Genomic DNA, 26890 nt, shown 5'->3' with positions numbered 1-26890 from the left:
GGCCCCGACGAATAACTAATCCCCTATCTATTCCGAACTGGCCCAGTAAAGGACCGCTGCGGCATCATTTGAGCAACTAACCTTACCGCAGACCCCGAGAATCCTGGCATTGGCCAGTACGGGATTTAGCCGACCGCTCCTGCCTGATTGAAATCAGTGCTCAGCAAGCTAATGGAGCAATTTGGGCATAGGAAGCTCAGATGGGGCGACCGAAGTGCCGCCCGTCTCCGCTATAGGGAGGTCTTCGATGAAACCCGACAACAGCCAATGCACAACAGCAATCTTAAGTGAGCTGTTCAGAAGCCAGATTGCGATAGCACACGCACTTACCGACATCAGTGCGTGGATGACTGAGAACGGAGACTCAAGGGTAGCCTTATCAGTCAACGCTGCCCTGACGCAGCTGTTAAAATCAAAGCAGGTCATCGAGCCTATCCTTCATCAGATGGCTGTTGAAACCCTCGCCACCATCCAGGCAGCTAACGATGAGAAGGCGAGCAACGAGCCTAGCGATGTTTAGCTGGCACATGTTCTCTTTGCTTAACCGAAGCGGCAGTGTCGCCAGGTTTGCTAGCTTTCCTGATCAGCTCCCAAACGCTCTTTCAGCCTCACTTTGCTGTGAGTGCCAGTTTTGCCAAGCTACACGCTCGGCGTTGAACGTTGCAGGGCAAACAAGACGAGGGCGAATCAGTTGTATGTCGCCTGGCTCCGTAGCGAATACGTAGCGATCCGCATGCTCGATAATGATCCTACGGATAAGCCCGGCAGTGGCAAGATCAATCACACTACCACGTGGCTTGGCCCTGTTTCCCATACAGGTGTAGAGCAGATGCTTCGGTCCTAATGGGAGGAGTATGTCTCCGTTTCTGACTCCCCACCCTCCCTTGAAGTCGTAATTTCCAGCGTCTTTGAAATTAAGCCGTATCAGGGGATTGTCGGAGGTAGGCCATGACATACCCGATGGAGGCCGTAGGATAGTCCACCTGTGAGCGGGTAGCTTACCGAGTGTATTGGTAAGCAGGTGCTTCATCTGCCAAACCCACATCCGCCTGCCTAGATACGCTTCCGCTTTCAGCCTCCCAACTCCGTGCTTCCCTTCCTCCATGAAAATCCTGAAGGGAGCAAACGAATCGATTTCCTCAGGCGGAACAGGCAATGCCTCTCCTAGGCTAGCAGCACGCTGCAATCTAGATATTGATCGCTGAACGGTATCATTCATCAGAGCCGGTAGTGTTTCATTCTGGCGCTGGAGAAACTCGCGTAGCCGAGCTGGCGTTCGCACATCCAGAGCGACAGCGAAGCGAACAAGTCGCCTCCAATGATCGGGACGCATCTGTTCTCCGTCGACGACCCTGCGAATCGCCTCTTCCGCCGGCCCCTCAAACTCACTATCGAGCCAGCGCTCGAATTCATCCGTTTCCTCTTGCCCAATCACATATGTGTAGAGGTGCTGATGAAAAGCAATTCCCTTCAAAGACTGGGGCTTCCAGAGCGGAGCTTTTTCGCTAGGGACTAGAAGTCGGTATGTGAGGATTTGACCTGCAGTGGCCCACTGCTTTAGGTAAAGCTTCGGAACGTAGTGATTGTCTTTACGCAGCTGCTGCATCGCCTTTTCACTCCGACTAGAACAGATCGTCTCGCAACAATCATACACAGCAGATGCTGGCGAACTAGACCCTCCCTCATGACAAACTTTCGCTCCTATCCCTCAGAGAACGAATCAGAGGCCCCTACTCGCGACAACTGCATGACCCACAACCTTAACATTTCGTAGACGGTCATCAGCAATATGTTAAAATTGGTACACACCGGATGATCAGTCGAGGAAGCGATGCAGGTAATAGCCTACGCAAGGATGAGTACAGACGATCAGTGCTTGTCGGTAGGTGGCCAGTTTGCAGCCATCAAGATCGCAGCCGAGACGCACGGATGGGAGATTGTCGCCCAGTTCACTGACGAAGGTGTATCAGGTGCCGTCGATCCCCAGGACCGACCACAATGCCGGTTGGCTCTTGCTATGGCGAAAGGGTCGAACTGCCCGATAGTAGTACATCGAATCGACCGTCTCACGCGGGATCACGCTCATTTTGTGACCTTGCAGAAGAAATACACCTTTATCGAGGCAGAGGACGTACATAGCAGCGGCCTGCTGCGGAACATCAAGTCACTACTCGCTGAAGAAGAGCTGCTGAAAATCCGTGCCCGTACAAAGGCTGGCCTGGCCGAACTGAAGAAGCTAGCCGCCAGTGGCAATACTGAAGCTCAGGAAAAGATCGCCCGTCGTGACGCTGGCCGTGCGAAGGCGTGGGCAGTAGGCAACGGTGCCGCTGTAAAGGCTAAGCAAGTGAATGCAGACATTCGGGCTGATGCTATCGCTCACCACATCAAGGCGTGCTTGTACGATGGTTGCACTTCGTTTGCAGCCATTGCCCAGTGCCTCAACTCTAAAGGCGTGACCACCGCACGGGGCAGTGCCTTTCAACCCATGACCGTATCCCGCCTTATGGCCCGTCTTGAGCTGTCATTCGCCACTAGCAGCTGACAGCGTTTGGGGTCTCGTAAGGGGCGATTATCGCCGTTCCGTGTCATGCTGCCCTGCCCCATCAGATATTTTGAAATCGTGCTGTACAGCTCGCTATGGGCCAGCCAGAAGCGTTAACCACCGCCCCATATCGAGGCTACCAATAGAAGATCAGGCAAGCGCCAGATTGCGTGCGTGCTCTACGCCTCACGCTAGAGGGCGTGTCATAGACTCACCCGGTCGGTTGTCGAAGGCTTCTTCGTGCAGAGCCATGCCCGATGGTGCGTAAACGCCGATGAACATTTGAGTGTTCCCTGTCGGCGCCAACCTAAACTGCACCTTGATTGCGGTGCCATCATTCAACACTTCGTCGTGAACCCGAGGGTGGAGCTTGGGGTCAGCCCAGTCCCAGAACACTTCGCCTCGAATTCGCATGCCAGCCTCCGGTGCTTTCGTACACTCACTGTAGTGGTTGTGACCCGTCACGCAACCAGAATTGCTGCTAGATGGGAGCTGGATCATATCAGTGACCAAGGCTCTAACCACACTCCCAGCCAGCCCGAGTGTACTGTAAGCTCGCATGCCAACACATCATCGCCATCGTAAGGGAATCTATATGGACGACAAAGCCGCCGCAATCGCTGACGCCATAGAACTACTGCATATGAACCAGACCGCACTGAGAGCAGCCATTGAAGAAATAAGTACATGGATACGTCAGCGTGGCTCGATAAATGTCCATAACAACGTGCTGACAGTCCTTCACACCCTCGATACGAACGCCGAAAGTATTGACCGAGGTATTAGATTCATACGTTTAGAAAAATGATAAGGTCCGCCGCATTGACGCCGCCCGGGGCGGCTTTTAATGCCCGCAATATCAGGAACTATAGAAAACGAGCCCATGGTGGCACGCGGCGGCACTAAATATCGACCTATAAAATAACTCGCTGCCACCTGGACCGATATAGTCAGATCCTAAATCTTAGAAAAAGCTTTTACAGAAAAGCCTGTCCTATCTCTTGGCTTTCGCTTAACCGAGTAACGACGGACCGGGGAATCAGCATCCAAGTAATAAACATGGATATCGCACTCACTATTAACCCAGGCGGGCGGATGCCCGAAGCAATCTAAACCACTGGAGAAGGATATCTGCAATCTAGACCCAAGATGGATGTGCCTATCATGCTTATCTGACTGCTCATTAAAGTTAGGGTAAAGACACTCGATATCTGCATGCGGCCTTATCTTCTTCAACCTCAAGCACACTTGCTCTGCTGTATACAACGAGTGCAACTCAAATTCACTAATAACTTTTATGCAAGCAGATGGCGCCACCTGCCTCAACAAAGTTTCGAGCAAAATCAGGCTCGCCTCTTTAAGATATCTATCATAGATAATAATTGACTTCTCTTGATGAAAAAAGTCACGAATTATCGAGTGCTTCTTTACAGTGCTGGAATTGAGAAGATGAGACTCGATTATCTTTACGCCGATAGGATTCACAGGATCTACTATCAGCGGAGCAACAAGATTCCTGATTCCGTACTTCTTAGACACCGCAGCATATGTTGCATTTCTCCCACCCAAAACCATGTGATGTCCGTGATGGTAAGCAGCCCCAACATAATGACTCTCAAGGCAGCCTGAGGCGGGAAGGTCATAGTTTTCCAGCTCTTCAGATGTAACAATTCGCACTCTCTGCGGATTGTTATACACACGATTCAACCACTCTTTGCCAAAGCCACTGCCATCAAGCAACACTTTTTTATCATAATCATCCATTATTAATGGAGTTATTGCTAAAATCGACGAGCGTATAGAGTCTTCAAATTCTTGGCACACACCAGAAAAGGCGTCCAGTATGCTCTCGGCATCAATTGTGATTCTCATATGTCCTCCTTTATCTCTCGAGGTTTACGAGCAGAAAAAGAGGATTTCATTTTGTTTCTAACTATCTGACTGGAAATGTGATAACTTTCATCAAAGAACCCTTCCGGCCACCCGCCTTCTATCTCCCCCCACTTAGTGAGCTTCATTTCGCGTATCGAATCGTCTCTGTTAAAGTAATATATTTTTACCTTATCCGACGTCAAGCTTACAACATCTGCAGAAGCACTTCCTTCTATCTCACGAACAGATGTACTTGAAATCTGTAATTGAAGCCCTTTTAAAATATGCTCACTATGCGTCTCAATAACGAAATTGATGCCGGTCTTCATGGCTGCTGTTAAAAAATTCGAAAAAGCGACTTGAGCCTTAGGGTGGAGATGAAGCTCTGGCTGTTCAATAATAAGAGTCTCACCGGGGTCCATTGCAGCTGCTTGGACAATAATCGGTAGAACCTGTGAAAAACCAAAGCCAACATCAGAGATTGAGTCAATCCTACCATCCCTAGAAACTTTTAGCCGAACTATATCTTCGTATGGATCAGTATCCACTGCACTATTGGGGAATACTAATTTGAACCAATCTATAAAATTGCTGTACTTAGATTGAGCAGACTTGCTTTTTGCCCTCGTATGCAAACTGTACAAATAGGCCAACACATGAGGCGTGTGCTCACCATTAACCCCAACATCGATTGACGCACCCGAAACCTTATAACTTCTGGATGGCGTCATCCTTAGAGGCCCAAGGTAATGCAAGTTAGACATAGCTCTTTCAGTCACATCCATTGAACGCTGAAATGCCCAATAACTCACATGACTCATATCATCAAACCCATTAGGCTTTTTATTATACGGTGCAATTGAGAACCTGTCCTCTAGCTGCACCTTAACAACCCCATTAGCAATTATTTGCTTGATCCTTTCATTCAACTTCGCAATATCACCAATTATGCCTGTATAGCACATGGGGTTAATTGACAAATGAAAATAACTACGGGTTTTCGGCCTTGTTAAGCTTATTAACTCTATCGGACCTTCTCGATATTCAAGCCCATAACTAGGATGTGCGTTTTTTATGACTTCTTCGAAGGCTTTAGAGTCAGCAGTTTCATGATAAGAGAATAGCTTCGCTTGATTACTTACCGACTCGTATTCATAACAATATTTTTTGGTTATTAATTGCGTCTTCTTAACGCGACCAATGGCGTAATTAGTGCTATCGGATGTGATAGAAACACTGAATCTGTTTTTAACGTTGTGATCTTTAACATAATCCTTGTAAAACCCAAGATCAACGTACTCACCATGAGTATGCCATGCATGATACTTATTCTGCCGCGAAAAAGTCTGCATTATCCCTAGTAACGCTCGGATAGCCGAGGTTTTACCTGAACTATTTTCGCCATATATCAAAGTTAGCGGCTTCGAGAGATCAAGCTCAAGTGATCCAAATTTTTTAAAATTCTCAAGCCCTAGCTTTACAATGCTCATTTTAGACACTCCGATGTCAAGAACTAACTATAATGTCATAGAGCCACCCTCTTTGCCCACTGGAGATTGGTTCGGTGTCAGCCTACGACATCGCGCATGACAGAAACCCGTCCGGGCGCCCCTTCGAAACAGTCGTACACGGGTGGAAAAGCGGGAGATGGCCGCTCGTGGAACGGCTATACCTTTTTCAATCACTGCCGCACCAGTCCTAGAGTCTTAAAGATCCGTGATTGTGCATCCGCACTTAGACCTAATAATCTCTGCCCCCTGCGTCCTAACCGCACATGCGACTGTCTTGTCACAGCTAAAATCGGCGGCTCAGCGAGAAAGGCCGACCTACTGCACGCCTCCTGATCGGGGCGAACCGCCAAGCCGCATCCGTCAGCAGTAACGCCAAACTGGCGCACATCAAGTGAATAGCGGCTCGTAGAGCTTCGGGGATTGGAGACAAAGGCTGCGACGAGCTAGTATGCCGCTTGCGGTGCACCACCTAGGTGTACCTAAACGCTGTCACACTTCGAGATTTTTAAGAGAGAAATCCTTGAGAATTCAAGGACTTGCGTAATGGAGGCAGCCCCACCAGCCACACCCCGGCACTCGATGTTCCCGCTATGGCTGCTCCCTTCCGGGCCTGACCAGGTTAACGGGTAATCAATGCGGGGGGACCGGCAGGGCCACCACTACGCGGCTCGCCATGTGACGAGCCGCGCCATTGTACCGCGCTGGGGCCAACTTACAACCTCTGTGCCAAGAAAAAACCATCATTTCTCAATGACTTGTCCCGCCCGGCGCTCAGATGGCGAGCCCCTGCCGCTCGAGGAAGCCGACGAAGGCGTCCTCGTCCAGTACCTTCACCCCCAGTTCGTTGGCCTTGGTCAGCTTGGAGCCGGCGCCGGGGCCCGCGACCACGCAGTGGGTCTTGCCGGAGACGGAGCCTGCGACCTTGGCTCCGAGACTTTCCAGCTTGTCCTTGGCAACGTCGCGGCTCATGCGTTCCAGCGAGCCCGTCAGGACCCAGGTTTGCCCGGCCAGCGGCAGGCCCTCGCTGGTCTTGCGCTCGCTAGCCCAGTGCATGCCGAAGGCCAGCAATTGCGCCTCGATGGCGCGGGCCAGCTGCTGGTTGGCTTCGCTGCGAAAGAACTCGCGCACGGCATCGGCCTGGCGGGCGTTGAGCGCCTGGCGCAGGTCGATGCCGTCAGCCTGGATGATCTGTTCCAGGCTGCCGAGCCGGGCAACCAGTTTCTCGGCGCCAGTCGGGCCGACGAAGGGAATGTCGAGCTTGGCGATCAGCCCGGCCAGGGTGGTGCTGGCAGCGAACTCGGCAGCCAGCTCACCTTCGTCCTGCAACTGCATGCCGCACGCGAGCAGCTGTTCGATGACGTTGCGGTTGTGCTCGTCATCGAAGAAGTTGTGAATCTCGTAGGCGACTTCCATGCCGATGTCCGGCAGGTAGGTCAGGACCTGCGGCAGGGCAGCCTGCACCCGGGCCAGGCTGCCGAGCGAGCGCGCCAGGACCTTGGCCGTTTCCTCGCCGACATCGGGAATGCCCAGGGCGTAGATGAAGCGCGCCAGGCTCGGCCGTTTGCTGGCTTCGATGGCGGCCAGCAGCTTGTTGCTGGAAACTTCGGCGAAGCCCTCGAGGGCCACCACCTGCTCGAAGGTCAGGCGGTACAGATCGGCCGGCGAGCGGATCAGCCCCTGGTCGACCAACTGCTCGACGCTCTTTTCGCCCAAGCCATCGATGTCCATGGCGCGGCGCGACACGTAGTGGATGATCGCCTGCTTGAGCTGCGCGGCACAGGCCAGGCGGCCGACGCAACGGTACACCGCGCCTTCGCTGGTGGTCTCGCGGCCTTTGCTGCGCTTGACCAGCTGGGTGCGCTCGACCTGCGAGCCGCACACCGGGCATTGCTCCGGCACCTGTACCGGGCGCGCATCGGCTGGCCTGCGCTCGACCGCGACCTGCATCACCTGGGGGATCACGTCGCCCGCCCGGCGAATGATCACGCTGTCGCCGATCATCAGGCCCAGCCGGCCGATCTCGTCCATGTTGTGCAACGTCGCGTTGGAGACGGTCACGCCGGCGACCTTCACCGGCTTGAGGCGTGCCACGGGCGTGACCGCGCCAGTACGACCGACCTGGAATTCCACGTCGAGCACTTCAGTGATCTCTTCCATGGCCGGGAACTTGTGGGCGATCGCCCAGCGCGGCTCGCGCGAGCGGAAGCCCAGCTCGCGCTGCGCGGCCAGGCTGTTGACCTTGAACACCACGCCATCGATCTCGTAGGGCAGCTCCTGACGACGCGCACCGATGTCATGGTAATAGGCCAGGCATGCTTCCACGCCCGCCGCGTGGCGCAGCTCGCGACTGATCGGCAGGCCCCAGGTCCTGAGCTTTTCCAGGGTGGCGATGTGGCTGTCGGCGACCGGCTCGGAAACCTGGCCGACCCCATAGCAGCAGAACTCCAGCGGCCGGCTGGCGGTGATCCGCGAGTCGAGCTGGCGCAGGCTGCCAGCGGCGGCATTGCGCGGGTTGGCGAAGGTCTTGCCACCGAGCTCGGCCTGGCTGGCGTTGAGCCGCTCGAAGCCGGCCTTGCTCATGTACACCTCGCCGCGCACTTCCAGCTCGGCGGGCCAGCCGCTGCCGTGCAGCTTGAGCGGGATGTTGCGTATGGTGCGCACATTGGCGCTGATGTCTTCGCCGGTCGTGCCATCGCCACGGGTCGCGCCCTGGACCAGCTGGCCATCGCGGTACAGCAGACTGACCGCCAGGCCGTCGAGCTTGGGTTCGCAGCTGTAGTCGACGGTAGTTCCAGCCGACAACGGGTCCGCCGCTGGCAGGTCGAGACCGGCGAGCACTCGCCGGTCGAACTCGCGCAGATCGCTTTCCTCGAAGGCATTGCCCAGGCTCAGCATGGGGATCTGGTGGCGAATCTGGCTGAAGGCCGCCAGCGCCTGGCCACCGACACGCTGGGTCGGCGAATCGGCCGTCACCAGCTCGGGGTGCTCGGCTTCCAGTGCCTTGAGCTCATTGAACAGACGGTCATATTCGGCGTCCGGGACGCTCGGCTCGTCCAGCACGTAGTAGCGGTAGTTGTGCCGGGCGATTTCTTCACGCAGTTCGAGGATTCTGGATTCGGCGGTCATGTCTGGTTCTTCTCTTGCAAAGCAAGAGAGCAGCCGTGGCTGCTCTCGCTCGTGTCTGTCGTTGCGCCTGGCGCGACGACCCGACCCACGCAGCGCGGGCGCCGGATCGTCGCTGGCGAGCCATCAGCGTTTCTGGGTGAGCGCGCGTCGCTCGAACTCGACGATGCGCTGGCGGTAGTGCTCGATGGTCTGGGCGGTCAGCACGCTGCGCTGGTCATCCTTGAGCTCGCCATCGAGTTCATGGGCCAGCTTGCGCGCCGCGGCCACCATGACGTCGAAAGCCTGCTTGGGATGACGCGGCCCGGGCAGGCCGAGGAAGAAGCTGACCGCGCGGGTGCTGAAGTGATCGATGTCATCCAGGTCGAAGACACCAGGCTTGACCGCATTGGCCATGGAGAACAGGATCTCGCCGTTGCCAGCCATGCTTTCATGGCGATGGAAGATGTCCATCTCGCCGAAACGCAGGCCGCTCTCGAGAATGTTCTGCAGCAGGGCCGGGCCCTTGAAGCCGCCTTCGTCGCGGGAAATCACGCTGATCACCAGCACTTCCTCGACCGGCGGCAGCTCCTTGTCACGACTGCTGCCGCCAGCGTGGCCCGTGGCGGCGAAGCCGCTGGCGCGACGCTCTTCGCCGTGCTCGTCGCTGTCACCGGCGAACAGCTGCGGCTCGCGCGGCTCGGCCACCAGGCCGCTGTCGGCGGCCTGCGGCTCGGCCCGTCGGGCGCGCTTGGACGGCTTGACCGGCCTGGGCTCGCGCTCGCGCACCGGCGCGCTCATCGAAGGCAGGTCGCTTTCGTCGAGGTCAGGCTCCTGCTGTGTCTCCAGCACCCGTGAAGGGCCGAGCACCTCTGCACTGCCCTCTTCTTCCGGCAGGTTGGAAAAGCTGCGATCAAGACGAAACTTCAGCTTGCCCTTGCCGCCGCGCATGCGGCGCCAGCCGTCGAACAGAATACCGGCGATCACTATGATGCCGATGAGGATCAGCCACTCGCGCAGACCGATTTCCATGTAATTCCGTGCCTCTGTAAAAAATTTGCGTGAACACAAAGGCTGCAAAGCCCTTTAACACGTGGCGCCAACTGGCTGTAATGGCTGGCGTTTTTCCACGCTAAACACAAGTGTCATAAAGCTAGCACGACCAACGGCAACTTTACACCGTCTCTCGCATCTGGCAGGGGCGCGCCCCTCGATCATGTTCCGTCGTCGCGCATCAGGCGTCGACCATGGCCATCGCTTCCTCCACGTCAACCGCGACCAGACGCGAGCACCCCGGCTCGTGCATGGTCACCCCCATCAGCTGATCGGCCATTTCCATGGCGATCTTGTTGTGCGTGATGTAGATGAATTGCACGGTTTCGCTCATCTCCTTCACCAGTCTTGCGTAACGTCCGACGTTGGCATCGTCCAGCGGCGCATCGACTTCGTCGAGCATGCAGAACGGTGCCGGATTCAGCTTGAAGATGGCAAACACCAGCGCCAGGGCGGTCAACGCCTTCTCGCCGCCGGACAGCAGATGGATGGTGCTGTTCTTCTTGCCGGGCGGGCGTGCCATGATCGTCACCCCAGTATCGAGTAGATCTTCGCCCGTCAGTTCCAGATAAGCACTGCCACCACCGAAAACTTTTGGAAAAAGTGCCTGCAAACCTGCGTTTATCTGATCAAAGGTATCCTTGAAACGATTGCGCGTTTCCTTGTCGATCTTGCGAATGACGTTCTCCAGCGTCTCGAGCGCCTCGGCCAGGTCGGCGTCCTGGGCATCCAGGTAGCGCTTGCGCTCGGACTGCTGCTGGTACTCGTCGATGGCCGCCAGGTTGATCGCGCCCAGGCGCTGGATGCGTGCCTCGATCTGCTCGAGCTCCTGCTCGGTGCCCGCCTCGCTGGCCTGTTCGTCCAGGCTGGCCAGCACGCCTTGCAAGTCATAGCCGTCGGCCAGCAGCTGCTCCTGTAACGTCTTGCGTCGTACATCCAGGCCCTGGCTTTCCAGGCGCTGCTGCTCGAGCTGGCCGCGCAGCAGCTGCGCCTGCTGTTCGGCCTGGGTACGGCGTTTCTCGGCATCGCGCAGTTGCCGGTCGGCATCCTCCATGTGTAGCCGCGCCTGGCGCATTTCCTCGTCGACGCCCATGCGCTGCTCGAGCAGCTCTTCGAGCCTGAGGCGCAGCTCTTCGAGCGGCGCCTCGCCCTCCTCGAGGTTCAGGCTCAGCTGCTGCTGGCGCTCGACCAGGCGCGCGGCTTGCTGTTCCAGGCGTTCCAGGGCCTGGCGGGTCGAATCATGCTGGGCCCTTAGGGACCCCAGGCGCACGGCGAGCTGGTGGGCATGGTCCTGGTGCTGGCGAGCGTCTTGGCGAACGCGATCGAGCGACTCGCGCAAGGTGTCGCGGCGAGCCAGCAACTGTTCACGCTGGTCGGTATCCTGGGCCATCAGTTCCAAGGCCTCCTGCAGCAGCAGGCGTGCCTCGCCCAGCTGTTCGTGCTCCAGGACGCGCTGCTCCTGCAGCTCGGCGAGTTCTTCCTGCAGGCGCCGGCGGCGCAGCTCCAGTTGCTCGGCGCGGGCGCGGGCGCCGGACAGGCGCGCCTTGAGTTCGCCCTGCTGGCGGCTCTCGTCCTGCACCCGACGGCGCAGTTGCTCGCGCTGCCCCTCGTGATCGCGCTGGCGTTCGCGCAGGCTCTGCAACTGCGCCTCGATCTGCTCCAGCAGCGCCTGCTGCGCGTGCTGCTGCTGGCCGAGCTGCTCGATTTCCTGCCCACGCGCCAGGACTCCACCGCGCGCCGAGTCACCCCGGCTGACCCGTAGGAAATGTCGGCCCACCCAGTAGCCATCGCGGCTGACCAGGCTTTGCCCCTCGGCCAGCTCGGCACGCAGCGCCAGCGCCTGCTCCAGGCTTTCCACGGGGCGCACCTGGCCCAGCCAGGGGACAAGGTCCGCAGCCCCAGCCACCTTGTCCAGCAGGCTGCCAGCCAGGGCGCTGCCGGCAGCGCCGGCCAAGCTCAGGCGCAGGTCGCCCTGCTCGAGGCCGGTATAGGCCAGGCCGGCGAAATCATCCACCAACACTGCCTGCAAATCGGCGCCCAGCACCGTTTCCACCGCCAGCTCCCAGCCCGGCTCCACGCGCAGGCCGGTGGCCAGCCGCGGCCGCTGGTCCAGGCCTTGGTCGTGCAACCACTGGGCGGTACCGGTGCCCGGCTCCAGCGCAGCCTGCTGCAGCGCCTCGAGCGAGGCCAGACGGCCGCCGAGTCGCTGCAGCTCGCCTTGCACCTGTTGCTGGGCCTGGCCACTGTCGCGCAGCTGCTCGCGCAGCTGCTCCAGTTGTTCGACGACCGTCTGCTCGGCCAGTTGCAGCTCCTCGAGCAGCAGTTCGCTGGCCGCCAGCTGCTCGCCGAACTCGAGCATGGCGGCATCCTGCGGGTCGGCACCGAGCTGGTCGCGCTCCTCGCCGAGCTTGCGCTGGCGCTCGGCGATCCGCTCGAGCCCCGCTTCGAGCTGTTGCAGGCGCGACTGCTGAACTTCTGCCTGGCGCCGCGGTTCGGCCGAGCGGGTATTGAACGCATCCCAGTGCTCCTGCCACTGCTGCATGCCATGCTCGGCTTGCTCGAGGGCCGCGGCGGCTTCCTCGGCAGCGGCCAGGGCAATCTCCTGCTCCGGCTCGAGCATGTCCAGCTCCTGCCCCAGGCTCGCCAGCAAGGCTTGGTCCTGGCCCAAGTGCGCCTGGGTTTCCAGGCGGCTGCGCTCGGCTTCGCGCAGGTCGTCCTGCAACTGACGCAGCCGCTGCTGGCCATGCTGGATGCTCTGCTCGACCCGGGCGATGTCGCCGGCCACCGAATAGAAACGCGCCTGCACCTGACTGAAACGCTCGGCCAGGTCATGATGCCCGTCGCGCAGCCGCTCGATGCTGGCGTCGGCGTTGCGCTGCTCGGCCACCAGGGCCTCGAAGGCCACTTCCTGGTCGCCGATCACCGCCTCGCGTTGCCGCAGCCGTTCGTCCAGGGCGCGCCAACGCAGCGCCGACAAGGCCGCCTTGAGCTGGCGCTCGCGCGCCTTGTGTTCCTTGTACTTCTCGGCTGCCTGGGCCTGCCGGTGCAGCCGTTCGAGCTGGCGCTCCAGCTCCTCGCGCAGATCGGTCAGGCGCGCCAGGTTTTCCTGGGTACGCCGAATACGGTTCTCGGTCTCGCGGCGGCGCTCCTTGTACTTGGAGATGCCGGCCGCTTCCTCGATGAAGTTGCGCAGCTCCTCGGGCTTGGCCTCGATCAGCTTGGAGATCATGCCCTGCTCGATGATCGAGTAGCTGCGCGGCCCAAGGCCGGTGCCGAGGAAGATGTCGGTGATGTCCCGACGGCGGCACTTGGTGCCGTTGAGGTAGTAGGTGTTCTGCGCCTCGCGGGTCACCTTGCGGCGGATGGAAATCTCCGCGTACGCCGCGTACTCGCCGACCAGGGTGTTGTCGCTGTTGTCGAAGACCAGCTCGATGCTCGCCTGGCTGACCGGCTTGCGGCTGGTGGAGCCGTTGAAGATGACATCGGTCATCGACTCGCCACGCAGGTTCTTGGCCGAGCTTTCGCCCATCACCCAGCGCACCGCGTCGATGATGTTCGACTTGCCGCAACCGTTGGGCCCGACCACCGCGGCCATGTTGCTGGGGAAGTTGACCGTGGTCGGGTCGACGAACGACTTGAATCCGGCCAGGCGGATGCATTTCAGGCGCATGGGCGATCCGAAGCCAGGCTGGCCACCACCAGCTCGCAACTGCGCTTGCAGTAGGCCGCCAGCACGTCGCGGATGCGCCACAGGTCGCGTTCGAGCACGGCCTCGAGCAGTTGGGCGAACAGTTCCAGGAAGTCGCTCATGTTGGCCTGGCGCTGCGCCAGGGCCCGGTAGTAGGCCCGGCTCATGGCCGACTGCAGGTTGTCGGTGGTCTGCTGCAGGTACGGGTTGTCGGCGAAGGGATAGGCCGCCCGCATCACGGCGAAGCTGTCGGCGACGAAGGCCTCGATGTCACCCCGCTCGCAAGCGGCCCGCAGACGTTGCTGGAGCACCAGGAACGGCTGCAACTGGGCCTCGACCGTCCAACTGCGTGCCACGGCATTGCCCAGCAGGATGTACAGCTCGCCCATCAAGGTGCACAGGCTGCGCACGCTGTGCTCGTCGAGCGCGGTGACGTGGGCGCCGCGCCTCGGCAGGATGGTCACCAGGTGCCGGCGCTCGAGGATGAGCAAGGCTTCGCGGACCGATCCACGACTGACGTTGAGCGCCTGGGTGACCTTTTGCTCCTGGATCCGCTCGCCTGGGGCCAGCTCGCCGCGGATGATCCGTTCGGCCAGGTGATGGGCGATCTGTTCGCAGAGGCTGTCCGGCGCCTTGAACGTCATGGTTTTCCTTCGGGGATCTTGCAGTTGTGCATGGGGGCGCAAGTGTAGCGCACTTGCCTGTGGCCCGCGCAGAGGGGCAGCGGGCTTTATTTGCTCGGCCGGCAGCTCGTCGGCGCGCGCCGCGCCGCGGCTTCGAGGCGGGCCAGGCCGGCACCGCTCTGGTACCCTTGGCCTGTCGCCGGGCCAGCCACGCCGAGCCCTTGCGACCGTCCAGCCGGCGCCGGCTTCACCGACGCGGCAAGACCTTTTCCTGACGAGATCCGCATGAGCACAACCTGCAAAGCCCACCGCGCCGCCATCCTGTACAGCATCGCCGACCCGAGCGAGGTCGGCCTGCAAGCTTCCCATGTCCATTTCGAGGACGGCCTGCTGGTCGTCGACCAGGGCCGTATCAGTGCCGTCGGGCCGGCCGCCGAGCTTCTGCCGACCCTGCGCGCCGATATCGAAGTGGTGCACCACCACGACGCCCTGATCACGCCCGGCTTCATCGACACCCATATCCATTTCCCGCAGACCGGCATGATCGGCGCCTACGGTGAGCAGCTGCTGGACTGGCTGGAGAGCTACACCTTCCCCTGCGAAAAGCAGTTCGCCGACAAGGCGCACGCCGACGAAGTGGCCAAGCTGTTCCTGCAGGAACTGTTGCGCAACGGCACCACCACCGCGCTGGTGTTCGGCAGCGTCCATCCCGAATCGGTCGAGGCGCTGTTCGAGCAGGCCGAGCGCCTGGACCTGCGCCTGATCGCCGGCAAGGTGATGATGGACCGCAACGCCCCGGACTACCTGACCGATACCGCCGAAAGCGGTTACCAGGACAGCAAGGCGCTGATCGAGCGCTGGCATGGCAAGGGTCGGCTGCATTATGCGGTCACCCCACGCTTCGCCCCGACCAGCACCCCGCAGCAGCTGGCTTCGGCAGGTCGGCTGCTCAAGGAATACCCGGGGCTGTACCTGCATACCCACCTGTCGGAGAACCTCGAGGAGATCGATTGGGTCAGGACGCTGTTCCCCGAGCGCGATGGCTACCTGGACGTCTACGATCATTACCAGCTGCTTGGCGAGCGCTCGGTGTTCGCCCATGGCGTGCATCTGTGCGATGCCGAGTGCCAGCGCCTGGCCGAGAGCGGTTCGGCAGTCGCCTTCTGCCCGACTTCGAACCTGTTCCTGGGCAGTGGCCTGTTCAACCTGCCCCAGGCCGAGCGCTTCGGCGTACGCGTCGGCCTGGGCACCGATGTCGGTGCCGGCACCAGTTTCTCGCTGCTGGCGACCCTCAACGAAGCCTACAAAGTCATGCAACTGCAAGGCGCGCGGCTACACCCGTTCAAGTCCCTTTACCTGGCGACCCTCGGTGGGGCCCGCGCCCTGCGTCTGGAGGACCGCATCGGCAGCCTGAAACCGGGCAACGATGCCGACTTCGTGGTGCTGGACTACAAGGCCACGCCATTGCTGGACTACCGTATCCGGCAATCGACCAGCATCGAGGAAACCCTGTTCGTCCTGGCCACTCTTGGCGACGACCGCACGGTGCGCGAGACCTATGCGGCGGGGCGTTGCGTGCATCGCCGCTAGCAAGCGGCAAGCCGGCATGGTGGGCTGATATTTCTGTCAGTTGTGCAGTTCGACCAGGCCGGACACAGTGGGGCATACCTCATGCCCGGCCACGGTGGATCGATCCATGCGCACAACCACGTTTTTTCTTTACCAGGCTGGTCGCCTCGCCGAACTTTCCAGCCAGGCCAGGCATGTACGCTTGCTGGTCCACGATGGCATGCCACTGGTCGAGCGAGTGGGCGCCGGTCCTGCCATCCTGACCGGCTGCGACGCGCAGGGTTCGGCATATCTGGCAATCGGCGCACCGCAGCATCGCTGCATCGCCTACACGGTCTATGGCTACGTGCCACCTGAACGCCTGGCGATGCCACTGGGCTTCACTGGCGCACCGGTGGATCCGCTCACCGGCAACCTGCCGCTGGGTAGCGGTCGGCGCACTTACGATCCGCTACTGGGGCGTTTCCATAGCGCCGATGAGCACAGTCCCTTCGGCAAGGGCGGACCCAATGCCTACGCCTATTGCCAAGGGGACCCGGTGAATCGCGGCGACCCTGAGGGCACGTTCTGGCGCTCCGTCTTCAAGCTGTCCGCTCCCGTGCTTGGTAAGGGCGCCGCGCCAAACCTTGTCGCCATCGGCGATAGAAAGCGCAACTACCTTGCCTCGGAAACGAACGAGTTGACCCAGGCGCTGCTGCCCAGGCCTGACGCCACCTTGCCGTCGATTTCGGCACGCCAGCACATCGATGCGTATGTCAGCAGCGTAGCGGCGCAGGACCAGGCCTTTTTCACCAGGAACCTGGACTACGTCAACAAGAATCTCTGGTCCCATGGCAATACCAATCTTTCGCAAGGCAGTGCCAGGCACTATGTCGAACTAGCCAGGCAAGTACAGGCCGGAGAACTCAGCAGTTCCTCGGCGCACTTGTCCGCCGCCGCCAAATGGTTGTCCGAAGGCAAGGCAAGCGGCGCCCTGGCCAATGTCGCCGCCCTGCTCAGGGCAGGGGTCGAGGATCACCGCCAGCTCAAGACCTGGCCGGCATCAGCGCCGTAAGCATCCCTGCGAGCGCGATCGGACGAAGCGTCGAATGCCTGCCGACGTGGTCTTCCCCCGGCCGGCCAGGGCCTGGCCGCGCTTTGCTGACCAAGTGCACAAGTACTGGAGGCCATCGCCTGGCGTCGTGTACTTGAGCAGCATCACGCAACTGAGTAATCTGCGCGCCCCTCGATGAGCGCGGCATGGATCCTGCCTGTACCGGCCGGCCTGGCACTGCCTCGATCCGCGTGCATGCCAGGCTGGCCGACCCCGAACCTCATCCTGGCTCGACAACGACAATAGCGTCATCGAACGCCGACACCGTTCTACCAAGGGAGCACGATCCGCAATGCGCACCATCCACAGCCTGCTGCTCGCAGGCGGCCTGCTGGCGACCGGAACCACGTTGGCCGGCGACCTGCTGCAGTGGCAGACCAACAGCATCACCTACCTTTACGGCAAGAACTTCAAGGTCAATCCGCAAGTTCAGCAAACCTTCACCTTCGAGCACGCCGACGGCTGGAAGTACGGGGACAACTTCATCTTCTTCGACCGAATCTTCTACAACGGCAAGAACGATGCCGGCAACGGCCCCAATACCTATTACGGCGAAATCACTCCACGGCTGTCGTTCGGCAAGATCCTCGAGCGCAAGCTCGAGTTCGGCCCGGTCAAGGACGTGCTGCTGGCCATGACTTACGAGTTCGGCGAGGGCGACACCGAAGCCTACCTGATCGGCCCAGGCTTCGACCTGGCCGTGCCTGGCTTCGACTGGTTCCAGATCAACTTCTACCACCGCACCACCGACGGCGGTCGTCCGGGCGACGATGTTTGGCAGATTACCCCGGTCTGGTCCTACACCATCCCGGTCGGCTCGTCAGACGTGCTGATCGACGGCTACATGGACTGGGTGGTGGACAACGACGTCAACAGCCGCGGCACCTACCAGGCCAACCTGCACTTCAATCCGCAGGTCAAGTACGACCTGGGCAAGGCCCTCAAGCTAGGCGAGAAACAGCTGTATGTCGGCTTCGAGTACGACTACTGGAAGAACAAGTACGGGATCCGCGACAGTGCCGCGTTCGCGACCGACCAGAACACCGCCAGCCTGCTGCTGAAAGTGCATTTCTGACAGCGGCCATGACCGCCTGGACTTGCGGCGCGCCGCCCGCCGGCGGACCTGGGCGATCCCAGGCCCGCATTTCCGGCCATCGCGGCCGCCCCGACGGCGGCCGCTACGTGTTGGCGCCGCCGATCATCCGCCACAGCTTGCCCGCCACGCTCAGCACCATCAGCACCACGGCCCCGGCCAGCACCCCAACCACGCCGTTGAGCAGCGCCCCGGTCAAGGCACCGCCGCGTCCGGCGGCGAAGCCTTCGATGGCCTGGTGCAGCGGCTCGATGCCGTGCACCAGGATGCCGCCACCGACCAGGAACATGGCGATGGTGCCGATCACCGACAGGCTCTTCATCATGTAGGGCGCCGCGCGCAGGATGCCGTGGCCGATGCCGCGTACCAGGCCCGAGGCCTTCCTGCTCATCCACAGCCCCAGGTCGTCGAGCTTGACGATCCCGCCGACCAGGCCGTAAACACCCAAAGTCATGACCACCGCGATACCCGACAGCACGATGACTTGCTGGGTGAGCGGTGCATCGGCCACCGTACCGAGGGTGATGGCAATGATTTCCGCCGACAGGATGAAGTCGGTGCGCACTGCCCCCTTGATCTTGTCCTTCTCGTAGGCCACCAGGTCGATGTCCTGGTTGGCCACCGCTTCGTGCCGCGCGCCGTGCTCGGCATCATCTTCGGCCCGGCGGTGCAGGAAGCGATGGGCCAGCTTTTCGAAACCTTCGAAGCACAGGTAGGCGCCGCCGAGCATCAGCAGGGGCGTGACGGCCCAGGGGATGAAGGTACTGATGAGCAAGGCCGCCGGGACCAGGATCGCCTTGTTCAGCAGCGACCCCTTGGCCACCGCCCAGACCACCGGGATTTCCCGCTCGGCCCGTACACCCGTGACCTGCTGCGCATTGAGCGCCAGGTCATCGCCCAGCACCCCGGCGGTTTTCTTCGCTGCGACCTTGGTCATCAGCGAGACGTCGTCCAGCACCGTGGCGATATCGTCGATGAGCGCCAGTAGACTGCTTGCTGCCATGATCTTGATTCCTGTTCATGAAGTACGTGTCGCTGCCAGCAGCCCGTCCGGGACTGCTGGCAGGGCTGCGCCGTTGAGACGCGATTTCGCTTAGAGACGGCACAGCGTGGAAGATTCATGCAAGACCTTGGAAATGCCGGCTCGATGGCCTGTCACGGCATGGATTTGTCAGCCCCCGCTGTGTTCAACTGGCCAGCGCCGACCATGCCGTCGGCCTAGCACCGCTCAGTTGCCGAACGTCGTCTCAAGGAGAATGCCATGCCTCGCTTCGCTGCCAACCTGTCCATGCTGTTCACCGAGCGGGACTTCCTGGACCGCTTCGAAGCGGCGGCCGCGGCTGGCTTTCGAGGCGTCGAATACCTGTTTCCGTACGAGTTCGAAGCCGAACGGCTGCGTCAGCTGCTTCAGGCCCACGGCCTGGTCCAGGTGTTGTTCAACCTGCCGGCCGGCGACTGGCAACAGGGCGAGCGCGGCATCGCCTGCCTGCCCGAGCGGGTCGAGGAGTTCCGCGCCGGCGTCGAAACGGCCATCGCCTACGCCAAGGTACTGGGCAATACCCAGGTCAACTGCCTGGCCGGCATCCGCCCTCGTGGCCTGGACGAGGCCCTCGCACGGCGGACCTTCGTCGACAACCTGCGTCACGCCGCGCAGCGCTGCGCAGCGGCAGGTATCCGGCTGGTGATGGAAATGATCAATACCCGCGACATGCCGGGCTTCTACCTCAACACCACCCGCCAGGCCCTGGAGATCCGGGACGAGGTTGGCAGCGACAACCTGTTCCTGCAATACGACGTCTACCACATGCAGATCATGGAAGGCGATCTGGCGCGGACGATCGAGGCGAACCTCGGCGTGATCGAGCATATCCAGGTGGCCGACAATCCAGGGCGCAACGAACCCGGGACCGGCGAGATCAACTACCGTTTCCTGTTCGAGCACCTCGACCGGATCGGCTACCAGGGCTGGGTGAGCGCCGAGTACAGGCCGCTTGCAACTACCGAGGCGGGGTTGGGCTGGCTCGAGCCCTACAGCAGGGCCTGAGTCTGGCACAAGCAGCGCGCAGGCACCTCTTCACGCCTGTCTCGTGCCTGGAGCGCAGGCGGACAGGCGCCGCTTTTACAGGTGGTTGCGAAACACGGTGCCGGTCTGGATTGCGGACAGGCCGCCCCGCCCATAGGCTGTAGCTCCCACAATCAGGTCGCACCTACATTCATGGACACACCGCTTTCCCTGCGCGAACGCCTCTACATCATCGTCTTCCAGACCGACACGGTCGCTGGCCGGCGCTTCGACAAGATCCTGCTGCTGATCATCCTGGCCAGCCTGGTCACGGTCATCCTCGACAGCATCGACGAGGTGCATCGCAGCCATGCGCACGTCCTGGCGGCCATCGAGTGGGGGTTCACGGCGATCTTCCTGGTCGAATACCTGGCGCGCCTGTACAGCTCGCCCAGGCCGCTGCGCTATGCCTTCAGCTTCTACGGCCTGGTCGACCTGCTGGCCATCGTGCCGGGGATCATCGCCCTGTACTACAGCGACGCCCAGTACCTGCTGATCATCCGCATCATCCGCATGCTGCGGATCTTTCGCATCCTCAAGCTCAGCCCGTACCTCAACCAGGCCAACTACCTGCTCACCGCCCTGCGTGGCAGCAAGCAGAAGATCATCGTGTTCCTGGTCAGCGTCTCCACCCTGGTCACCGTGTTCGGCACCCTGATGTACGTGATCGAGGGCCCGGCGCATGGCTTCACCAGCATTCCCAAGGGCATCTACTGGGCCATCGTGACCCTCACCACGGTGGGCTTCGGCGACATCGTGCCGGTCACGCCGCTGGGCCAGGTGCTGTCCTCGCTGGTGATGATCACCGGCTACTCGATCATCGCCGTGCCCACCGGCATCTTCACCGCCGAGCTGGCCAACGCCATGCGTGGCGAGCAACTGCTGCACGATTGCCCCAGTTGTCAGAAATCGCGTCATGACCAGGAGGCGGCCTTCTGCTCGCGCTGCGGCAGTGCGTTGTTCGACAAACGCGAATGAGCAAAGCGCCATTTGTTCTTTAAAGGCCCGTGAGCGACCCGCTATAGTCGCAGACAGGCAGGCACAAAGCCGTCACCCACTCGAACAAGGAACGCGTCGTGAAAAGACTCTTCAGCGCATCGCTGCTGGCCGCCGGGCTCGCCCTGGGCAACCTGGCCCAGGCCGCCCCTACCCTGCTCAACGTCTCCTATGACGTGATGCGCGACTTCTACAAGGACTACAACCCGGCGTTCCAGAAGCACTGGGAAGCCGAGCACAACGAAAGAATCAACGTGCAGATGTCCTTCGGCGGCTCGAGCAAGCAGGCACGCGGGGTCATCGATGGACTGCCGGCCGACGTCATCACCATGAACATGGCCACCGACATCAATGCGCTGGTCGACAACGGCAAGCTGCTGCCTGAAAACTGGGCCACCCGCCTGCCGAACAACAGCGCGCCGTTCACCTCGGCCACCGTGTTCATCGTGCGCAAGGGCAACCCGAAGGCGTTGAAGGACTGGCCTGACCTGCTCAAGGATGGCGTCCAGGTGATCGTGCCGAACCCCAAGACCTCGGGCAATGGCCGCTACACCTACCTGTCGGCCTGGAGCTACGTGCTCAAGAACGGCGGCGACGAGAGCAAGGCCAAGGACTTCGTCGGCAAGCTGTTCAAGCAGGCACCGGTCCTCGATACCGGCGGTCGCGCCGCTACCACGACCTTCATGACCAACCAGATCGGCGACGTACTGGTGACCTTCGAGAACGAGGCCGAGATGATCGCCCGCGAGTTCGGCCGCGACCAGTTCGAAGTGATCTACCCGAGCGTATCGGCCGAAGCCGAGCCGCCGGTCAGCGTGGTCGACAAGGTCGTCGACAGGAAAGGCTCGCGCGCCGCGGCCGAGGAATATCTCAAGTACCTGTGGTCGCCAGCGGCCCAGGAAATCGCCGCGCAGAACTACCTGCGCCCGCGTGACGCCACGGTCCTGGCCAAATACACCGACCGCTTCCCGAAAGTCGATTTCCTTTCCGTGGAAAAGACCTTCGGTGACTGGCGCAGCGTGCAGAAGACCCATTTCAACGATGGCGGGGTGTTCGACCAGATCTACTCGGGGCAATGACCATGCCGGCTGGCTGCCGCAGCGCAGCCAGCCTCCTGCGCCAACCCTCCACTGCTCCATATCGAACTTCACAGCGTCCAGCCAATCAGTTCCTTGAGTGACTCTTCCCGCCCGTCACGGCCCAAGGAGTATCCCTGTGCTGCGTTCGCTTTCCACGCTTTTGCTCGGCCTGTTGCTGAGTACCCGTCTGCTGGCCGCCGAGCCAGCGCCCGCCGAGGAACCTGCCGCCGAACCGGCTCCCGTGGTGCAAGGTGGCCTGCTCGGCGCCCTGGCCGATGGCCTGGACACAGCGGCTCAGGAGCTCGACCTGGACGCCCATCTGGTCGATGCCTGGCGGCTGCGCACCGACCGCGCCGCCAAGGAAGTGGAACGACTGGTCGATCGCCATGCCGGCAGCGACGCCTTGCAGCTGGCCGGCGATTTCCTGATCCTCACCCTGGCTTGGGCTGGCAGCTTCGCGGTACTGGCCGGGCTTGGCCGCTGGGCTTTCCATCGCAGCCGCCGTACGGCCTGGCTGGGCAAGCGCCCCCGGGTCCAGGGCTTGCTTGGCTATCTGCTGCCCTATACGCTGCCGGCGCTGGCCAGCCTGCCACTGACCTTGTACGCCAGCCGCTTCCTCGACCCATCCGTGGCCCGGGCCCTGGGCATGAGCCTGGCCTATGCGACCAGCAGCGGCCTGTTCTCCACCTCCATCGTGCTCTGCCTGATCACCCTCTTCGACGCTGGGCACAAGCGTCGCGCCGTGGCTGTCATCCGCCGCCTGTCACCCCGCCCGCTGTTCATGATCGGCTTTCTCGCGGCCTGGAGCGATGCGCTGACCAGCCCACAGATCGCCCGGCAGATCGGCGGCAACCTCACCAGCAGCATCGCGGTGGTGACCGGCCTGGTGGCCACGGCGATCTTCGCCAGCCTGGTGATTCGCCTGCGCCGGCCGGTGGCGCACCTGATTCGCAACCGCGAGCTCAAGGACCGCCTGCAACATCGCGCCGTGCAGGAGACCCTGCGGATCTTCTCCAACCTCTGGTACCTGCCGATCCTGCTGATGATCCTGGTCTCGGCGGTGCACATGATCGGGGCCGGCGAGGAAAGCCAGCGCGCCTTGCAGAACGCCCTGCTGACCACCGTGCTGCTGGTGGGCACGGTGTTCCTCAGCACGACCCTGCAGCATCTGTTCGTGCCGCGCCAGGCTGAAGCCAACCAGCGCATGCGACCCTACAAGGAGCTGTTGCGCAGCCTGGCCCATGCCGTGCTGCGGATCGTCATGGCGGTCGCCTTCATCGAACTGCTGGGACGCATCTGGGGCTTCTCGGTGATCGACTTCGCCATGCGCAATACCCTCGGCCGGGCAATCAGCGATTCGTTGAGCAGCATCGCCCTGATCCTGCTGGTCACCTGGCTGCTCTGGGTGGTGCTCGACACCGCGATCCAGGAAGCGCTCAAGCCGGCGGTCGGGCGCCGCGCCTCGCGCCAGCCCAGCACCCGGGTGCGGACGATCCTGCCGATGCTGCGCAACGCGATCAAGATCATCCTGGTGGTGATCTGCACCATCACCACCATGGCCAACCTGGGCATCAACGTCGCCCCGCTGCTGGCCGGTGCCGGGGTGGTCGGCCTGGCCATCGGCTTCGGCTCGCAGCAGCTGGTGCAGGATGTGATCACCGGTCTGTTCATCCTGATCGAGGACACCATCGCCATCGGCGACTGGGTGGTGCTCGATTCGGGGCATGCCGGCACCGTCGAAAGCCTGACCATCCGCACCTTGCGCCTGCGCGACGGCAAGGGCTTCGTGCACTCGGTACCGTTCGGCCAGATCAAGGCGGTGACCAACCAGTCGAGACAGTTCGCCTATGCCTTCTTCTCGGTGCAGTTCACCTACGACAGCGATGTGGACAAGGCGCTGGAGCTGATCCACGAGGTCGGGCAGTCGATCAGCGAGGACCCGTTGCTGCGAATCAACCTGCAAGGGCCGCTGCAGGTGTTCGGTGTCGATCGCATGGACCTCAACGGCTTCGTGCTGACCGCGCAGTTCAGGACCATTTCCGGTGGCCAGTATGCAGTGAGCCGGGCATTCAACGAGCGCCTGAAAAAACGCGTCGACCAGACCGACAACGTCAGCTTCGCGCAGCTCTACCCGGTGGCGCCGGCCTGGCGCGGCGAGCTCGCTCCGGGCCAGGCGCAGTGACCTGGGCGCCGCGGCGCAGTCGTGCGTCGCGCCGCCATGAGCGGCCTACGCCGGCGCGACGGTTTGTGCCTGCTGTCGGAAGACCAGGGCCTTGAGTCCGCCATCGATGTCGCTGTCGGGAAACTCCGGCGGATTCGCCAGGCGCTCGATGAACCTGAGCTGTGGCGCGTGCTCGGCCATGCCTTGCACCAGGAACTGCGGGCCGATGCCAGGATCGTTGACGCAGGCCAGCACGGTCCCGCCCTGGCCGAGCAGCTCGGGCAGACGGCGCAGGATCTTGGCATAGTCCTGGGTCAACACGAAGCTGCCCCGCTGGAAGGTTGGCGGATCGATGATGATCAGGTCATAGGGGCCATGCTTGCGCACTTTGCCCCAGGACTTGAACAGCTCATGTCCCAGATAGGCGACCCGCGCGGCATCATGCCCATTGAGACGATGGTTGTCGCGCCCGCGCGCCAGCGCCGCCTTGGCCATGTCCAGGTTGACTACCTGCTCGGCGCCACCGGCAATTGCCGCCACCGAGAAACCGCAGGTATAGGCGAACAGGTTGAGCACACGCTTGCCCGCCGCCTGCTCACGCACCCAGCGGCGGCCGTAGCGCATGTCCAAGAACAGGCCATTGTTCTGGCGCACGCCCAGGTCGAGCAAGTAGCGCAAGCCGTCCTCGACCACCTCGCGCTGTGGGCAGGGTTCGCCCCACAGCCACTGCGCCGGGCTGTCTGGCAGATAGCGGTGCTGCAGCAGGATCGCCTGGCCGCGCCACACGGGTCGCTCGGCCAGCCTGCCGAGCATGGCTTGCAGTTCGGCCAGCTGGTCTTGGCCAGGCTCGCGGAACAACGCCACCAGCAGGACGCCTTGCAGCCAGTCCACGGTGATCTGCTCGAGCCCCGGCCAGCAGCGCCCGCGCCCATGGAACAGGCGGCGGGTTTCTGCCGGAGCGGGGTCGAGCGCAGCGAGCAGGTGCTGCTCAAGGGTATCGATGGTGGTGGTCATGACAGGTCGCAAGAATCGAAAGGAGCCGATTCTACCTGATCGCCGGCGCTCGCGGATCGGCCTGGCCAGCAGTGGTCTGCGGGGTGTCCTGCCGTGCAACGGAGTCTCGGCGCTCAGGCCGGGCAGCTGTGCTCGCCGCCATCGAGCCCTTGGCGAACGTTGCGGCTGAGCAGGCTGGCCTTGCCATCCCGCCAGGTCAGGGTGAGAACGTACAAGGTATCGAAGTCATCGCCTTTCCAGTCCTCGGTGATCACCCGCTGCTCGCCAAGCGCCTTGCCGGCCACCGCGTTGATCAGGTCGGGCAGGTAGCCGCTGGACCAGGCGGTGTAGACCGTGGCATTACGATACTTGGTCTGCAGCAGCTCGTCGGCCAGGTCGTCATAGTCGTTGGCGCCGAACTCGATGTTCACCGGCAGGCCAAGCTTGATGGCACTGGGACTGATGGTCATCAACGGGCGAATGTAGCTGTAGCTCAGGTCCTGGCTGCCTTCCTCGACGTTGCGGGTGGGGTTGGCGGCGAACACATAGTCGGCCTTGCCGACCTTTTCCGGCAACAGCGTCGCCAGGTCCAGGGCGCGATTGAGCCCTTGGCAGTTGAGCTGGCCGAGGCCCTCGCCAGGTTTTTCGGCGTGGCGCAGGAAGACCAGGGTCTGGGTGCCATCGACCGGCTCGGCAGGCTCGCGCAGGCCCTGGTAGGCCAGGGGCGCGACAAGGCCGGCGGCCAGCAGAACGGCGAACAGGCGACGGCGACGACGGATCAACGACGGTAGTTTCATGACGATGGACTCTTTCAACGAAAGGGACAGGATCAGCCTGACTGCCCCACGGCATGGGTCGTGGAGCGTTCCTGTCAGAGGCTGCTGGCCTGAAGCTTGCGAGCGTCAGAGTGCCGTTTGCCCGCTTGGTTCAGCGCTGAACCGCCTTCCTGGCGCCGTGAGCACTGTAATTCCTTTGGATTAACGATTTAAGACAGTGTGACGGAGCATTTTTCGACGAACGGTCAGTCGTCCCGAGTCAGCACCTCGAGCAGTTCGATCTCGAACGTCAGGTTCGAATGCGGGGGAATCGCACCGACTGCCCGCTCGCCGTAGCCCAGTTGGGCAGGCACCTTGAGCGTGCGCTTGCCGCCGACCCGCATGCCCATCAGGCCCTGATCCCAACCCTTGATCACCCGTCCGGTGCCGATCACGCACTGGAACGGCTTGCCACGCGACCAGGACGAATCGAACTCGCTGCCGTCGTCCAGCCAGCCGGTGTACTGGGTGGTGATGAGGGCGCCCTTGACCACGGTCTTGCCCTGGCCTTCCACGTGGTCGATGATCTGCAGTTCGCTGCTCATGCCGGCTCTCCTGGCGTTGAAAAGCCGTCCTTTTCTCAGGTCCGCGGCCGTTTGGCAAGCGACCGCCACTGACAGCGCCGCGGCCAAGACGCG

General features: G+C 61.4%; 22 protein-coding genes and 1 other RNA gene. 10 read left to right on the top strand and 13 right to left on the bottom strand.

The features are described 5' to 3' along the window. The first annotated feature begins 247 nt into the window (after window positions 1-247). A complete protein-coding gene (locus ACY8GK_RS02045) occupies window positions 248-520 on the top strand; it encodes a hypothetical protein (protein WP_462402125.1) in 273 nt (90 codons plus the stop codon). 63 nt (window positions 521-583) lie between these two features. Here ACY8GK_RS02045 and ACY8GK_RS02040 read toward each other — a convergent pair whose 3' ends face one another. After that, the gene (locus ACY8GK_RS02040; RefSeq protein WP_462402124.1) at window positions 584-1606 is read right to left on the bottom strand and encodes a DUF4238 domain-containing protein; all 1023 of its coding nucleotides are present in this window, start codon (window positions 1604-1606) and stop codon (window positions 584-586) included. Window positions 1607-1831: 225 nt separating this feature from the next. Between ACY8GK_RS02040 and ACY8GK_RS02035 the strand changes: the two genes are divergently transcribed. Then, window positions 1832-2542, top strand: coding sequence for a recombinase family protein (locus ACY8GK_RS02035; RefSeq protein WP_462402123.1), 711 nt, complete (start codon window positions 1832-1834; stop codon window positions 2540-2542). A gap of 186 nt (window positions 2543-2728) precedes the next feature. Here the strand turns inward: ACY8GK_RS02035 and ACY8GK_RS02030 are convergent, their stop codons facing one another. Further along, on the bottom strand, window positions 2729-2956 hold the full coding sequence (locus ACY8GK_RS02030) for a hypothetical protein (protein ID WP_462402122.1): 228 nt from the start codon (window positions 2954-2956) through the stop codon (window positions 2729-2731). Window positions 2957-3137: 181 nt separating this feature from the next. On the opposite strand from ACY8GK_RS02030, the gene ACY8GK_RS02025 reads away from it, so the two are divergent. Next, entirely contained in the window at window positions 3138-3350 is a 213-nt protein-coding gene (locus tag ACY8GK_RS02025; protein WP_462402121.1) for a hypothetical protein, read from the top strand. 149 nt (window positions 3351-3499) lie between these two features. Here ACY8GK_RS02025 and ACY8GK_RS02020 read toward each other — a convergent pair whose 3' ends face one another. From ACY8GK_RS02020 to ACY8GK_RS01990, 7 genes are all read right to left on the bottom strand, one after another. Next, window positions 3500-4414 carry a hypothetical protein gene (locus ACY8GK_RS02020; protein WP_462402120.1) on the bottom strand — a complete coding sequence of 305 codons (915 nt, stop codon included), beginning with the start codon at window positions 4412-4414 and terminating at the stop codon, window positions 3500-3502. Beyond that, a complete protein-coding gene (locus tag ACY8GK_RS02015; RefSeq protein ID WP_462402119.1) occupies window positions 4411-5904 on the bottom strand; it encodes a DUF3696 domain-containing protein in 1494 nt (497 codons plus the stop codon). Before ACY8GK_RS02015 ends, ACY8GK_RS02020 begins: the two co-directional genes overlap by 4 nt. 574 nt (window positions 5905-6478) lie before the next feature. Continuing rightward, window positions 6479-6575, bottom strand: an RNA gene (gene ffs / locus ACY8GK_RS02010) — signal recognition particle sRNA small type. A 121-nt stretch (window positions 6576-6696) separates the two neighbouring features. Next, window positions 6697-9051, bottom strand: a complete 2355-nt coding sequence (ligA, locus tag ACY8GK_RS02005) for an NAD-dependent DNA ligase LigA (RefSeq protein ID WP_462402118.1) — start codon at window positions 9049-9051, stop codon at window positions 6697-6699. Between the two features lie 123 nt (window positions 9052-9174). Next, the gene (gene zipA / locus ACY8GK_RS02000) at window positions 9175-10059 is read right to left on the bottom strand and encodes a cell division protein ZipA (RefSeq protein WP_462402117.1); all 885 of its coding nucleotides are present in this window, start codon (window positions 10057-10059) and stop codon (window positions 9175-9177) included. 202 nt (window positions 10060-10261) lie between these two features. Then, complete coding sequence (gene smc / locus ACY8GK_RS01995) at window positions 10262-13750, bottom strand: chromosome segregation protein SMC (RefSeq protein WP_462402116.1); 3489 nt, start codon at window positions 13748-13750, stop codon at window positions 10262-10264. Continuing rightward, window positions 13741-14412: a GntR family transcriptional regulator gene (locus ACY8GK_RS01990; protein ID WP_196176461.1), complete on the bottom strand. Its 672-nt coding sequence runs from the start codon at window positions 14410-14412 to the stop codon at window positions 13741-13743. Before ACY8GK_RS01990 ends, smc begins: the two co-directional genes overlap by 10 nt. 264 nt (window positions 14413-14676) lie before the next feature. Here ACY8GK_RS01990 and guaD point away from each other — a divergent pair, with 264 nt between their 5' ends. From guaD to ACY8GK_RS01975, 3 genes are all read left to right on the top strand, one after another. Next, the gene (gene guaD / locus ACY8GK_RS01985) at window positions 14677-15981 is read left to right on the top strand and encodes a guanine deaminase (RefSeq protein ID WP_196176463.1); all 1305 of its coding nucleotides are present in this window, start codon (window positions 14677-14679) and stop codon (window positions 15979-15981) included. A 106-nt stretch (window positions 15982-16087) separates the two neighbouring features. Continuing rightward, window positions 16088-17014, top strand: a complete 927-nt coding sequence (locus ACY8GK_RS01980) for an RHS repeat-associated core domain-containing protein (RefSeq protein ID WP_462402115.1) — start codon at window positions 16088-16090, stop codon at window positions 17012-17014. 331 nt (window positions 17015-17345) lie between these two features. Then, the gene (locus tag ACY8GK_RS01975; protein WP_196176468.1) at window positions 17346-18128 is read left to right on the top strand and encodes an outer membrane protein OmpK; all 783 of its coding nucleotides are present in this window, start codon (window positions 17346-17348) and stop codon (window positions 18126-18128) included. A gap of 103 nt (window positions 18129-18231) precedes the next feature. Here the strand turns inward: ACY8GK_RS01975 and ACY8GK_RS01970 are convergent, their stop codons facing one another. After that, entirely contained in the window at window positions 18232-19149 is a 918-nt protein-coding gene (locus tag ACY8GK_RS01970) for a DUF808 domain-containing protein (RefSeq protein WP_462402114.1), read from the bottom strand. 258 nt (window positions 19150-19407) lie between these two features. Here ACY8GK_RS01970 and hyi point away from each other — a divergent pair, with 258 nt between their 5' ends. The 4 genes from hyi to ACY8GK_RS01950 all read left to right on the top strand — a co-directional run bounded on the left by hyi (window position 19408) and on the right by ACY8GK_RS01950 (window position 24465). Continuing rightward, entirely contained in the window at window positions 19408-20190 is a 783-nt protein-coding gene (gene hyi, locus ACY8GK_RS01965; RefSeq protein ID WP_196176472.1) for a hydroxypyruvate isomerase, read from the top strand. 171 nt (window positions 20191-20361) lie between these two features. Continuing rightward, on the top strand, window positions 20362-21186 hold the full coding sequence (locus ACY8GK_RS01960) for an ion transporter (protein ID WP_196176474.1): 825 nt from the start codon (window positions 20362-20364) through the stop codon (window positions 21184-21186). A 98-nt stretch (window positions 21187-21284) separates the two neighbouring features. Further along, window positions 21285-22283: a sulfate ABC transporter substrate-binding protein gene (locus ACY8GK_RS01955; RefSeq protein WP_462402113.1), complete on the top strand. Its 999-nt coding sequence runs from the start codon at window positions 21285-21287 to the stop codon at window positions 22281-22283. A 136-nt stretch (window positions 22284-22419) separates the two neighbouring features. Further along, window positions 22420-24465, top strand: a complete 2046-nt coding sequence (locus tag ACY8GK_RS01950) for a mechanosensitive ion channel domain-containing protein (RefSeq protein WP_196176478.1) — start codon at window positions 22420-22422, stop codon at window positions 24463-24465. A gap of 45 nt (window positions 24466-24510) precedes the next feature. Here the strand turns inward: ACY8GK_RS01950 and ACY8GK_RS01945 are convergent, their stop codons facing one another. From ACY8GK_RS01945 to ACY8GK_RS01935, 3 genes are all read right to left on the bottom strand, one after another. Continuing rightward, entirely contained in the window at window positions 24511-25458 is a 948-nt protein-coding gene (locus tag ACY8GK_RS01945) for a class I SAM-dependent methyltransferase (RefSeq protein WP_462402112.1), read from the bottom strand. Between the two features lie 113 nt (window positions 25459-25571). Continuing rightward, window positions 25572-26234 carry a histidine phosphatase family protein gene (locus tag ACY8GK_RS01940; protein ID WP_462402111.1) on the bottom strand — a complete coding sequence of 221 codons (663 nt, stop codon included), beginning with the start codon at window positions 26232-26234 and terminating at the stop codon, window positions 25572-25574. A gap of 224 nt (window positions 26235-26458) precedes the next feature. Continuing rightward, the gene (locus ACY8GK_RS01935) at window positions 26459-26797 is read right to left on the bottom strand and encodes an FKBP-type peptidyl-prolyl cis-trans isomerase (protein ID WP_196176484.1); all 339 of its coding nucleotides are present in this window, start codon (window positions 26795-26797) and stop codon (window positions 26459-26461) included. Between the last annotated feature and the right edge of the window lie 93 nt (window positions 26798-26890).

The sequence above is a fragment of the Pseudomonas sp. Marseille-QA0332 genome, from assembly GCF_054950175.1.
Note: the sequence above shows the minus strand (reverse complement) of the source record. Positions and strands in the feature narration are given on the sequence as shown.

Bases quoted from the DNA above. Each gene is read 5' to 3' on its own strand.
- ACY8GK_RS02045 (WP_462402125.1), top strand. From the start codon at position 248: ATGAAACCCGACAACAGCCAATGCACAACAGCAATCTTAAGTGAGCTG.
- ACY8GK_RS02040 (WP_462402124.1), bottom strand. From the start codon at position 1,606: ATGCAGCAGCTGCGTAAAGACAATCACTACGTTCCGAAGCTTTACCTA.
- ACY8GK_RS02035 (WP_462402123.1), top strand. From the start codon at position 1,832: ATGCAGGTAATAGCCTACGCAAGGATGAGTACAGACGATCAGTGCTTG.
- ACY8GK_RS02030 (WP_462402122.1), bottom strand. From the start codon at position 2,956: ATGCGAATTCGAGGCGAAGTGTTCTGGGACTGGGCTGACCCCAAGCTC.
- ACY8GK_RS02025 (WP_462402121.1), top strand. From the start codon at position 3,138: ATGGACGACAAAGCCGCCGCAATCGCTGACGCCATAGAACTACTGCAT.
- ACY8GK_RS02020 (WP_462402120.1), bottom strand. From the start codon at position 4,414: ATGAGAATCACAATTGATGCCGAGAGCATACTGGACGCCTTTTCTGGT.
- ACY8GK_RS02015 (WP_462402119.1), bottom strand. From the start codon at position 5,904: ATGAGCATTGTAAAGCTAGGGCTTGAGAATTTTAAAAAATTTGGATCA.
- ligA (WP_462402118.1), bottom strand. From the start codon at position 9,051: ATGACCGCCGAATCCAGAATCCTCGAACTGCGTGAAGAAATCGCCCGG.
- zipA (WP_462402117.1), bottom strand. From the start codon at position 10,059: ATGGAAATCGGTCTGCGCGAGTGGCTGATCCTCATCGGCATCATAGTG.
- smc (WP_462402116.1), bottom strand. From the start codon at position 13,750: ATGCGCCTGAAATGCATCCGCCTGGCCGGATTCAAGTCGTTCGTCGAC.
- ACY8GK_RS01990 (WP_196176461.1), bottom strand. From the start codon at position 14,412: ATGACGTTCAAGGCGCCGGACAGCCTCTGCGAACAGATCGCCCATCAC.
- guaD (WP_196176463.1), top strand. From the start codon at position 14,677: ATGAGCACAACCTGCAAAGCCCACCGCGCCGCCATCCTGTACAGCATC.
- ACY8GK_RS01980 (WP_462402115.1), top strand. From the start codon at position 16,088: ATGCGCACAACCACGTTTTTTCTTTACCAGGCTGGTCGCCTCGCCGAA.
- ACY8GK_RS01975 (WP_196176468.1), top strand. From the start codon at position 17,346: ATGCGCACCATCCACAGCCTGCTGCTCGCAGGCGGCCTGCTGGCGACC.
- ACY8GK_RS01970 (WP_462402114.1), bottom strand. From the start codon at position 19,149: ATGGCAGCAAGCAGTCTACTGGCGCTCATCGACGATATCGCCACGGTG.
- hyi (WP_196176472.1), top strand. From the start codon at position 19,408: ATGCCTCGCTTCGCTGCCAACCTGTCCATGCTGTTCACCGAGCGGGAC.
- ACY8GK_RS01960 (WP_196176474.1), top strand. From the start codon at position 20,362: ATGGACACACCGCTTTCCCTGCGCGAACGCCTCTACATCATCGTCTTC.
- ACY8GK_RS01945 (WP_462402112.1), bottom strand. From the start codon at position 25,458: ATGACCACCACCATCGATACCCTTGAGCAGCACCTGCTCGCTGCGCTC.
- ACY8GK_RS01940 (WP_462402111.1), bottom strand. From the start codon at position 26,234: ATGAAACTACCGTCGTTGATCCGTCGTCGCCGTCGCCTGTTCGCCGTT.
- ACY8GK_RS01935 (WP_196176484.1), bottom strand. From the start codon at position 26,797: ATGAGCAGCGAACTGCAGATCATCGACCACGTGGAAGGCCAGGGCAAG.